Source organism: Plantactinospora sp. CA-290183, assembly GCF_050936375.1.
In the GTDB taxonomy this organism is placed as follows: domain Bacteria; phylum Actinomycetota; class Actinomycetes; order Mycobacteriales; family Micromonosporaceae; genus Plantactinospora.
Map to the genome: position 1 here is coordinate 21118 of NZ_JBNJMX010000034.1, position 10579 is coordinate 31696.

The 10579-nt window shown below is 74.9% G+C and carries 11 protein-coding genes; 5 read left to right on the forward strand and 6 right to left on the reverse strand.

The features are described from left to right. The first annotated feature begins 90 nt into the window (after window positions 1–90). Window positions 91–981, forward strand: a complete 891-nt coding sequence (locus tag ACQEUR_RS24115; RefSeq protein WP_433035267.1) for a TetR family transcriptional regulator — start codon at window positions 91–93, stop codon at window positions 979–981. 25 nt (window positions 982–1006) lie between these two features. Here ACQEUR_RS24115 and ACQEUR_RS24120 read toward each other — a convergent pair whose 3' ends face one another. From ACQEUR_RS24120 to ACQEUR_RS24130, 3 genes are all read right to left on the reverse strand, one after another. Next, the gene (locus ACQEUR_RS24120) at window positions 1007–1918 is read right to left on the reverse strand and encodes a S66 peptidase family protein (RefSeq protein WP_433035306.1); all 912 of its coding nucleotides are present in this window, start codon (window positions 1916–1918) and stop codon (window positions 1007–1009) included. A gap of 280 nt (window positions 1919–2198) precedes the next feature. Next, a complete protein-coding gene (locus tag ACQEUR_RS24125; protein WP_433035270.1) occupies window positions 2199–3380 on the reverse strand; it encodes an acetoin utilization protein AcuC in 1182 nt (393 codons plus the stop codon). 94 nt (window positions 3381–3474) lie between these two features. Further along, on the reverse strand, window positions 3475–4344 hold the full coding sequence (locus tag ACQEUR_RS24130) for a sulfurtransferase (RefSeq protein ID WP_433035273.1): 870 nt from the start codon (window positions 4342–4344) through the stop codon (window positions 3475–3477). Between the two features lie 107 nt (window positions 4345–4451). Here ACQEUR_RS24130 and ACQEUR_RS24135 point away from each other — a divergent pair, with 107 nt between their 5' ends. Continuing rightward, on the forward strand, window positions 4452–5141 hold the full coding sequence (locus ACQEUR_RS24135) for a metal-dependent transcriptional regulator (RefSeq protein WP_433035276.1): 690 nt from the start codon (window positions 4452–4454) through the stop codon (window positions 5139–5141). A gap of 56 nt (window positions 5142–5197) precedes the next feature. Here the strand turns inward: ACQEUR_RS24135 and ACQEUR_RS24140 are convergent, their stop codons facing one another. Further along, window positions 5198–5746, reverse strand: coding sequence for a hypothetical protein (locus ACQEUR_RS24140; RefSeq protein WP_433035279.1), 549 nt, complete (start codon window positions 5744–5746; stop codon window positions 5198–5200). Window positions 5747–5857: 111 nt separating this feature from the next. Continuing rightward, complete coding sequence (locus ACQEUR_RS24145; protein WP_433035282.1) at window positions 5858–6157, reverse strand: DUF5522 domain-containing protein; 300 nt, start codon at window positions 6155–6157, stop codon at window positions 5858–5860. A gap of 180 nt (window positions 6158–6337) precedes the next feature. On the opposite strand from ACQEUR_RS24145, the gene ACQEUR_RS24150 reads away from it, so the two are divergent. Genes ACQEUR_RS24150 through ACQEUR_RS24160 form a run of 3 tightly spaced genes read left to right on the forward strand, consistent with a single transcriptional unit; the run spans window position 6338 to window position 9728 of the window. Further along, window positions 6338–7870 carry a multicopper oxidase family protein gene (locus ACQEUR_RS24150; protein ID WP_433035285.1) on the forward strand — a complete coding sequence of 511 codons (1533 nt, stop codon included), beginning with the start codon at window positions 6338–6340 and terminating at the stop codon, window positions 7868–7870. Next, window positions 7867–9027, forward strand: coding sequence for a sensor histidine kinase (locus ACQEUR_RS24155; protein WP_433035288.1), 1161 nt, complete (start codon window positions 7867–7869; stop codon window positions 9025–9027). The genes ACQEUR_RS24150 and ACQEUR_RS24155 overlap by 4 nt, the downstream gene beginning before the upstream one ends. Further along, on the forward strand, window positions 9024–9728 hold the full coding sequence (locus tag ACQEUR_RS24160) for a response regulator (RefSeq protein ID WP_433035291.1): 705 nt from the start codon (window positions 9024–9026) through the stop codon (window positions 9726–9728). Before ACQEUR_RS24155 ends, ACQEUR_RS24160 begins: the two co-directional genes overlap by 4 nt. Window positions 9729–9750: 22 nt before the next feature. On the opposite strand, the gene ACQEUR_RS24165 is transcribed toward ACQEUR_RS24160, so the two are convergent. Further along, window positions 9751–10579 (reverse strand): ATP-binding cassette domain-containing protein (locus ACQEUR_RS24165; RefSeq protein WP_433035294.1); only part of this gene is annotated, 829 nt, incomplete at its 5' end.

Here is a 10579-nt window from a genome sequence, read left to right on the forward strand (position 1 = left end):
AATGCCTTCGATGTCAGCGTACTGACCGATGGAAAGTGGTTTACCACAGTCTTCCGATCATCGGTCAGCCGCCCGGGTACGCTCCGGAGGATGGACGAGCTTCCCGTCACCGACACCCGGGCGCGGATCCTGCGTACCGCCCTCGACCTCTTCGCCGCCAAGGGCTACCAGCGCACCTCGCTGCGGGAGATCGCGGACCGGGTACGGCTGACCAAGGCGGCGATCCTCTACCACTTCCCCTCGAAGGAACACCTGCTGGGAGAGCTGGTCGAGCCGCTGCTGTCCGACCTGGAGGCGGCGCTGGACCGGGCCGCCCGGCTGCCCTGGCCGGCCCGGCGCCGGGTGACGCTGGAGGGCTGGCTCGACACGTTGTTGGCCCACCGGCACACCCTCGGGTCGCTCTACCATGATGTGACGATGCTCACCCGTGGTTCCCGCCACGGTCGCCTGATCCAGATCGCCCTGCGGGCGTACGACCTCGTCGCCGGCCCGGAGAACGGCCACCTGGACCGGATCCGGGCGGTGCAGGCGGTCGCCGCGCTGAGCGACCCCGTCGTCTTCTTCACCGACGTCCCGGCGGAGCGGCTGCGGGCGGACATGTTGGACGGCGCGCACCGGTTGCTGGGCGATCTACCGGCGGGCGGGGCGCGGGGCGGCGCCGACCGGCGGATGGGGCACGGCGACGCGGTCCGGCCGGCCCGGCGGCCCGGTGAGGAACCTGGCTCAGGGCAGCGGCCGGCGGACCCGTCGGGCCGAGAGTTGTCGGGGGCGGCCGGGGCGGGCCCGCGCCGCCGGGCCGGCCGGCCCCGGGCGATGAGCCGCGAGCAGATCGACGCGGCCCGGACCATGCACGCGGAGGGCGTCCGAAGCGTCGACCAGATCGCCGCCGACCTCGGGGTGTCCCGGGCCACCCTCTACCGGCACCTGCGTCCGGCCGGGCGGCTCGACAGTTCCGATGAGACGATTTTCGAGACTAATTAGAGACTATTCCGCGACACCGGGGCCGCTACCGCACCCCGGCCGTGACGGTCAGGGTGCCGGCGGCGGCGTCGATGGTGGCCGGCACACCGAGCGGCACGGTCAGCTGCTGCTGTCCGTGGCCCAGCGGCAACCCCGCCAGCACCGGCACACCGAGGTCGCCCAACCGGTCCCGGAGCACCGTGGGCACGTCGTACCCCGGGCTGGCGGGCGAGTTGGTGATCTGCCCGACGGCGACCCCGACGATCCCGTCCAACGCCCCCGACCGGCGCAGCTGGGTGAGCATCCGGTCGATGCTGTACGGCAGCTCGTCGACCTCCTCGACGAGGAGGATCGCCCCGGTCAGGTTGGGGAAGTCCACCGACCCGACGCTGGTGGTCAGCATGGTGAGCGTGCCGCCGAGCAGCACCCCGGTCGCCACCCCGGGCACCACCACCTCGGCGCCCAGCTCGGCCGGGTCGCGGGCGACCGTGACCGGGGCGGTGGTCATCACCGCCCGCCGCAGGGACTCGATCGACGCCGGCCCGGTCCGGCCGTCGTTCCAGTTCATCATCGGACCGTAGAAGGTCGCCAGCTTCGCCGCGCGCCACAGCCGCCCGTGCAGCGAGGTCAGGTCGCTGAAACCGACGAAGACCCGCGGGTCGGTGGTCATCGCGCTCAGGTCGAGCCGGTCCACGATCCGCTGGGTGCCGAAGCCGCCCCGGCAGGCGAAGACGCCCCGGATCCCCGGATCGGTGAAGGCGGCCCGCAGGTCCGCCAGCCGGTCCGCGTCGGTGCCGGCGAACCAGCCGTGCTCGTCGTACACGTGCGCGCCCACCTCGACCACCAGGCCCCAGCCGCGCAGGATCTCGACGCCCCGGGCCAGCAGGGCGGGATCGGCGGGCCGGGCGGGTGCGACCAGGCGGACCCGGTCACCGGGCCGCAGCGCGGGCGGGCGCACCGGCGTCCGGACGGGGCGTTTCGGGCCGACGGGCGGGGCGGCCGAGCCGGGAGAGCCGGCGGTGAGTCCGCCGGCGATCGCGCCGCCGGCGGCCACGGTGCCGACCCCCAGCAGGCGCCGGCGGGTCAGGCGGGCGGTCTGCTCTGTCACTGCGTCTCCAAACGCCGCCCGTCCAGGGTGGACCTCAGCGGCCACGGCCACCATAGACACGGCCGGACACGCCGGAGAAGGAGCGAAGGGACCGATCGAACCGGCCGTCGGGGCAGCCGAAGCGGCCCGGTCAGACGGCCGGGTCCATCGGGTCGAGCCCCAGCAGCGGGAAGACCGCCCGGCGGGTGGCCAGGATCGCCCGGTCCACGCCGTCCGGCTCGCCGGTCGGCTGCCACGGCTCGTACGAGTCGTCCGCGTCGTCGGTCATCCGCAGCGGCACGTCCCGCTCGGGACGGCGCGAGCGGGCCAGCGCCCGCCAGGCCGGCGGGGTCAGGGTGGCGGGTTCGACGGGTGCGCCGGTGGCCACCGCGAGCAGGTGCGTCCAGGCCCGGGGTACCACCTCCACGAGGGCGTAGCCCCCGCCGCCGGTCGCCACCCAGCGGCCGTCGCAGAGCTCGTCGGCCAGCGCCCGCATCGCCCGGTAGCTGGCCAACTGGCCGTCCACACTCAACCGCAGGTCGGCGAGCGGGTCCAGCCGGTGGCTGTCCGCGCCGCACTGGGTGACCAGAACCTGTGGGCGGAACGCGCGCAGCGCCGCCGGCACGGTGGCGTGGAAGGCCCGCAGCCAGCCCGCGTCCCCGGTGCCCGGCGGCAGCGGCAGGTTGACCGCGCTCCCCTCCGCGCCCGGGCCGCCGGTCTCGTCCGAGAACCCGGTTCCGGGGAAGAGCGCCAGCGGGGTCTCGTGCAGGCTGATCGTCAGCACCCGCGGATCCTCGTAGAAGATGTGCTGCACCCCGTCGCCGTGGTGCACGTCGACGTCGACGTAGGCCACCCGCTCCGCGCCGAGGTCGAGCAGCCGGGCGATCGCCACGGCCGGATCGTTGTAGACGCAGAACCCGGACGCCCGGCTCGGCATGGCGTGGTGCAGGCCACCGGCAACGTTGACCGCCCGCCGGGCCTCCCCGCGCCAGACCGCCTCGGCCGCCGCCAGGCTGGCGCCGGCCACCAGGGCGCTCGACTCGTGCATCCCGTCGAAGATCGGGTTGTCCGAGGTGCCGAGGCCGTACCCGGAGAAGAACGGGTCGTGCGGCGCCGCCCGGACCGCGTCGAGGTAGTCGGGGCGGTGCACCCGGGCCAGCGCGACGTCGTCGGCCGGCGTCGGCGCCAGCACCCGCACCCCGGGCCGGTCGAGGATCCCCAGCTCCCGGGCGAGGGCGATGGTCAGCTCGACCCGTACCGGGTCCAGGGGATGATCGCCGAGGTCGTAGGCCAACAGGCTCTCGTCCCAGATCACCACTGTGCCGTCCGACATGGCGCCCATCGTCGCACGCCGGACCGCCCGCGCCGACGAGCGTGCGGCCCGGGAGCGCCGTGGCCGCCGGCCCGCACCCGCGCGGGCGGGGCGGTCAGCGCCCGGACGCCGGGGTGCCGGGGTCGGCGCCGGTGGCCACCGGACGGGCCGGGTCGGTCAGCCAGTCGCTCCAGGAGCCGACGTAGAGGGCGGCGTCGGGGCGCCCGGCCAGGTGCAACGCCAGTACGGCCTGGGCGGCCGTCACCCCGGAGCCGCAGTACGCGCCGACCGGCGCCCCGGACCGGACACCCGCCCCGGCGAAGGTGCCCCGGAGGCGTTCGGCCGCCGGGAACCGCCCGTCCGGCTCCACGTAGCCGGGGGTCGGGAGGTTGACCGCACCGGGGATGTGCCCGGCCACCGGGTCGATCGGTTCGGCCTCACCGCGGTAGCGGGCAGCCGCCCGTACGTCCAGCAGGACGCCCTCGGCGGCGAGCCCGGCGGCCTGCGCGGCGTCCAGCACCGGCAGTTGGCCGGGACGGACCGTGATGTCGCCGGGCGCGGGGGCCGCCGGCTCGGTTGAGACCGGCCGCCCGGACCCGGCCCAGGCCGGATAGCCGCCGTCGAGCAGGCGCACCCGTCGGTGCCCCGCCCAGCGCAGGGTCCACCAGGCCCGGGCCGCCGCCAGCCCGTCGCCGCCGTCGTAGACCACCACCGGCCGGTCGCCACGCACCCCCGCCGCCCGCAGCACCCGCTCCAGCACGGCCGGGTCGGGCAGCGGATGCCGCCCGCCGGCGCCGGGCGGCCCGCAGAGTTCGGTGTCCAGGTCGACGAAGACCGCCCCGGGCAGGTGGCCGGCCTCGTAGTCGAGCCGGCCCGGCGGGCCGGTGAGCCGCCAGCGCAGGTCCAGCAGGGTGGGCGGGTCGGCCGACGCCAGGTCGACGGCGACGCCGGTCACCGGGACAAGAAGATCATCCGGTACGGACACGGCGTCCAGTCAACACCATCGGACCCGAACCGTCCCGCTCCACCGGCCTCGCCGACACTGAATATCGGTACCCCGAGGTAGCATCGTTAACCAGGAGGATCGCTGACGTGAACGACCTTGTCGACACCACCGAGATGTACCTGCGCACCATCCTCGAACTGGAGGAGGAAGGTGTGCCGCCGCTGCGTGCCCGGATCGCCGAGCGGCTGCGCCAGAGTGGTCCGACCGTCAGCCAGACCGTCGCCCGGATGGAGCGCGACGGCCTCCTGACCATCGAGGACGGGCGCCACCTGCGACTCACCGGGCTCGGCCGTACGCACGCCGTCTCCGTGATGCGCAAGCACCGGCTCGCCGAGCTGCTGCTCGTCAACGTGATCGGGATGCCCTACGAGGAGGCCCACGAGGAGGCCTGCCGCTGGGAGCACGTGATGAGCGACTCGGTGGAGCGGAAGGTCTACGAGCTGCTCAACCGCCCCACCCGCTCGCCGTACGGCAACCCGATCCCGGGGCTCGACGCCTTCGGCACCGATCCCGAGCTGCCGGTCGCCGAGATCGTCGCCGACGGTGAGCGGAATCTGGCCTTTCCCGGGCTGACCGGCCAGGTCGTGGTCCGGCGCATCTGCGAGAGCGTGCAGACCGACGGTGACGTGCTCCGGCAGTTGCATGCCGCCGGGGTCGACCCGGGTGCGACGGTCACCGTCGCCCAGGAGCGTGACGGCGTGACGATCGACCGCTCCGGCGACAAGATCCGGCTGCCCCGCGAGGTCGCCTCCCGGGTCTTCGTCGCCGCCCACTAGAGCCGTCCCGGTCCCAGCGTCCCCGGTCCGGAGGGGCGCCGGCCGCCGCGAGGGGGTCAGAGGCTGCTGGTGTCGATCCGCTTGGCCAGTGCGAGCAGCTTGGCGCCGAAATCCTCCGCGACCGACCGCTCCTCGCCGCTCGGGAAGGTGTACTTCAGGGCCACCAACCGCTTGTCGCCGGTGAGCCAGCCGATCTCCACGCCCGGCCCCGAGCCGGTCGTGGCGCCCGTCACCGAGCGGTAGGCGGCCTTGCCGAGCCCCGGCACCGAACTGCCGCCGCTCGGCACCACCTCGTCGGCGAAGATCCCCGCGTCCGCGGTGGTCGGGCTCACCGAGAGGGCCAGCTCCGGGCGGTCGGCGTCCTCGCCCCGTACGACACAGGTGTCGGTCTTGCCGTGCCGGCTCGCCGCCGACACCTCGAACCGGACACCGGTGGCCTGCTCGATCACCGGGTAGTCCAGCAACTGGCAGGCGCCGCCGGCCGCCGCGGCGGGCAGCGACACCACACGCGGCGGCGGCAGGTCGGCCCGGGGTGCGGCCTCCTCCCCGCCGCATCCGGCCAGCATCAGCAGTCCGACGCCGACCAGGCCGAGTCGCCCGCGCACCTGCCACCTCCCGTTCGCCGCCGCCGTGTCCCGCACCGGGCGGTCCGTCGGACACCGTAACGGGCCGGACGGGGTGGGCGAAACCCCGCACGGCGTACCCGGGCCCGCGGGTCAGCCGCTGCCCGGCGCCGTCCGCTCCGGCCCGTCCGGCACCGGGTCGTCGACGTACGGGCAGTGCCGGCAACCCCGGCCGCAGCAGGTGCCCCGGTCGGCCAGGAAGGCGGCGGTGAGCACGAACAGCCCGCTGCCCGGATCGGCGTAGCCGGCCTCCCCGGCGGCCAGCGCGGCGGCGTGCGCGGCCAGGATCCGGGGGCGCTCCGGATTTTCCGGCGCCAGCCGGGACGGGTGGGGCCGGTCCAGCGGCCGGGGCGCGAGCGGCAGTCGCCGTCCCCGCTCCGCCCTGCCGTCCATCGCCCCGACGCTACGCCACGGCAAGCGCCGGGCGCGGCTCGGCCCGATGGGCGGGTGCTGACCGGCACCCGGATCGCTCCGGAGAGCGATGACGGCCGGCCGGGACCGCCCTAGCGTCGGCGCCATGTCTCGACGCGCTGACGAAGGCAACCGCCCGCACCCCGATGACCGGGCCCCACGGTGACCACCCGACGGTCCCTGCTGCGCTGGGCCGGCGTGGCCGGACTGGCGGTCGCCGCGCCGACAGCGGCGCTGGGCGGCTACGTCTGGGCCACCGCCGGTCGGGGGAACGTGGGCCGGGTCCGGTTCGAACGGCGGTTGTTGATTCCGCCGCTGGCCCGGCCGCGTCGGGAACCGACCGGCGCGCTCGGCTTCGACCTGCGTCTCCAGACCGGAAGCACCGAACTGCTGCCGGGCCGGCACAGCCGCACCTGGGGAGTCAACGGCGGCCACCTCGGGCCGACGCTGCGGCTGCCCCGCGGGGAAGTGGTGAGCCCGGTGGTCCGCAACGACCTGCCGGAGCCGACGACGCTGCACTGGCACGGCATGGAGCTGCCGGCGGTCGCCGACGGCGGTCCACACCAGATGATCCCGCCGGGCGGGACCTGGCGACCCTCGTGGCGGGTCGACCAACCCGCCGCCACCCTCTGGTACCACCCGCACCCGCACGGGGCGACCAGAGACCACGTCTACCGGGGCGTCGCCGGGCTGATCCTGGTCGACGACGACCAGCCCACGGGGCTGCCCCAGGAGTACGGCGTCGACGACGTCCCGCTGGTGCTCCAGGACAAGAACATCGCCGAGGACGGCACCCTCGAGTTCGACGGGATCGACTTCGGCGGGGTGAACATCGTCGGGCTGCTCGGCTCCGAGATCCTCGTCAACGGCACCTGGGGCCCCGTCCTGCCGGTCAGCACCGAACTCGTCCGGCTGCGCGTGCTCAACGGATCCAACGCCCGCGTCTACGACCTGGCGTTCCACGACCACCGCGCCTTCCATCTGGTGGCCGCGGACGCCGGGCTGCTGCCCGCCCCGGTCGAGGTCGACCACGTCCTGCTCAGTCCGGGTGAGCGGGTCGAGCTGGTGCTGCGGGTACGCCCCGGCGAGCGGCCCCTGTTGCGCAGCCGGCCGCCAGACCTCGGCACCCACGCGCTCTACGACCGCCTGGCCGGCGGCGACGACGAGTTCGAGATCGTCCAGCTCGTCGCGGCCGACCGCCTACGGCCCTCCCCGGCGCTGCCGGACCGGCTGCCGGCGGCCGCCCCGATCAGCGCGGACCCGGGCAACGAGCGCCGTTTCGGGCTCGGCGACTTCACCATCAACGGCGCCACGATGGATCCGGACCGGATCGACTTCAGCGTCCCGCTCGGCGTCACCGAGCGGTGGCGAATCCACAACGTGCAGGGCGTGCCGCACAACTTCCACATCCACAACGCGGCGTTCGAGGTGACCGACGTGGACGGCCGGCCGCCGCCACCGGGGCTGGCCGGGCGCAAGGACACCGTCTACGTGCCGCCGGGCTCGGTGGTGGGCCTGGCGGTCAGCTTCGGCCAGCACCCCGACCCGCGCGGGCCGTACATGTTCCACTGCCACCTGTTGGCGCACGAGGACGCGGGGATGATGGGACAGTTCGTCGTCATCGGACCCGGAACGGAGGACCAGGTGCGGGCACCCGGGACAGCCGCCTCCCCGCACACCGGGGGGCACCGGTGAGAGGAAGCCGTACGGTCTGGTGGGAGGCCGGGACCGCGCTGCTGGTCGCCGGAACCGTCTGGGTGGCCGCCGACATCGCGGTCGAGCCAGCCAGTGCCCCGCCGGGGTCGGCCGGTTGGACTCTCGGCGCCGTGCTCGGCGGCCTGCACCTCGCAAGGCGCCGGTTTCCGGTGGCCGCGCTGGCCGCGTCCGTGGCCGCGGTGGTGGTCTACCACTCGGTCGGGGTACCGGCGATCGGGCTGGACTGGCCGCTGCTGATCCCGTACCTCGCTGCCGCGGCCTCCGGGCACGTGCGCACCGCGGCGGTACTCGCGGTCGTGCTCGGCGCCGGTGCGGTCATCTGGCGAACGCTGGTGGAGCGGGAGACCCCGTTCCTGGTCACCGTGGGTGAACTGCAGAGCCTGGCGGTGGTGGGGCTCGCGCTGGCGGTCGGCGAGGCCGCCTGGCAGCGCCGCCGGTGGGCGGCTGAGGTCCAGGCCCGGCTGGCCCGGGCCGCCGACGACGCCCGACGGGAGGCCGACCGGCAGATGGCGGAACAACGCCTCGCGGTCGCCGCGGACCTGCACGATGTGGCCGCGCACAGCCTGGTCGTGATCGGCCTCCAGCTGCGGCTGGCCGAGGAGACGGTCACGGCCGATCCGGCCGCCTGTCAACGGGCCGTCGCGGCGGCGCTGGCCGCGCATGACGAGGCCCTGCGCGAGACCGCCACCACCGTGAGGCTGCTGCGCGCCAACCGTGCCGACGGCGTACCACCGCGATCGCCGGTGCCGGGACTGGCCGACCTGTACCGGTTGCGCGAGACGGCCGCCGCCGCCGACGTGGAGCTGGAGGTGCGGGTCAGCGCCACCGCGCCGGTGCCGGCGGCAACGGCGCTGATCGCGTACCGGATCTGCCAGGAGGCGCTGACGAACACCATCCGGCACGCCGGCGCCCGACGGGCTGTCCTCCGGGTCGAGACGTCCGGGGAGGAACTGCGGTTGAGCTTCCGCGACGACGGCGCCGACCGCCCGGCGGAGACGGTCGCGCCCGCCGGCAACGGCCTCGCCGGGATGGCCGAACGGGCCCGCAGCCTCGGCGGGCGGTTGCGCGCCGGTCCGGCCCCCGACCGCGGGTTCCTGGTCGAGGCCTGGCTGCCCACCCCGGGTACGGCCGGATGAGCATCCGGGTCCTGCTGGCCGACGACCAACGACCGGTCCGGGACGGGCTGCGCGCCCTGCTGGCACGCACCGACGACCTCGCCGTGGTGGGCGAGGCCCGGACCGGTGCGGAGGCCGTGCAGCTGACCCGGCACCTCCGGCCGGACGTCGTCCTGATGGACGTCCGGATGCCCGACACCGACGGGATCACCGCGACCCGGCTCATCCTCGGCGACGGCACGGACCCGTTCCCCCGGGTGATCGTGCTGACCACCTTCGACCTCGACGAGTACGTCTTCGCCGCGCTCCGCGCGGGCGCCAGCGGCTTTCTGCTCAAGAACGTGGCCCCGGCCGAGCTGCGCCGGGCGATCCGGGTCGTCGCCGCCGGGCAGGCGCTGCTCGACCCGGCGGTCACCCGACGGGTCATCGCGCGGCACGCCGGCACGCCGGCCGCCCGCGCGGACCGGCCGGCGTGGGCGTTCGACGCGCTCACCGCCCGCGAACGAGAGGTCGCGCTGCTGATCGCGACCGGCCTGACCAACGAGGAGATCGGCCAGCGGCTGACGGTCAGCGAGTGGACCGTGAAGACCCATGTCCGGCGCATCCTCGCCAAGCTGGGGGCGCGGGACCGGGTGCAGGTGGTGATCGCCGTCTACCAGGCGGGCCTGGTGGTCGAACCGGCCCCGGACCACCCGCCGGCCCACGGGCGGGAACGCCGCTGACCCGGCCCGGCGGTCCGGCGGTTCACGTCCGCGCCGGTGCTCCCGTCTCCCGCAACCGGCCCTCGGCGAGCCGCAGCCAGCGGCCCACCCTGATCTCGGCGAGGAACCGTTCATCGTGGCTGACCACCACGAACGCGCCCTGGTAGGAGTTGAGCGCGCTCTCCAACTGGCCGACGCTGACCAGGTCGAGGTTGTTGGTCGGTTCGTCCAGCAGCAGCAGCTGCGGGGCCGGCTCGGCGCAGAGTACGCAGGCCAGGGTGGCGCGCAGCCGCTCCCCACCGGAGAGCACCCCGACCGGCAGGTGTACCCGGGAGCCCCGGAACAGGAAGCGGGCGAGCAGGTTCATCCGCTCCGCCTCCGGCATCCCGGGCGCGTACGCGGCCAGGTTGTCCGCCACGGCGCGGTCGGGGTCGAGCAGGTCCAGCCGTTGCGACAGATAGCCGATCCGGCCGTCGGCCCGCCTGACGGAACCGCCCTCCGGCGCCAGGTCGCCGGTGACCAGACGCAGCAGGGTGGACTTGCCGGCACCGTTGGGGCCGGTCAGCGCGATCCGCTCGGGACCCCGGATCGTCAGGTCGACGCCGTCGCCGGCGAAGAGGGGCCGGTCGCCGTACCGGACCCGCATCCGTTCGCCGAGGAAGACGGTGCGCCCGGCCGGTACGTTGGTCCCGGGCAGCTCCAGGGAGATCTTCTCCTCGTCCCGCACCGCGCGGCTCGCCTCGTCGAGGCGGGCCCGGGCGTCACCGACCCGTGCGGCATGCGTCTCGTTGGCCTTTCCGGCCGACTCCTGCGCGCCGCGCTTCATCGTCCCGGCGAAGATCTTCGGCAGGCCGGCGTTCTTGAGGTTCCGG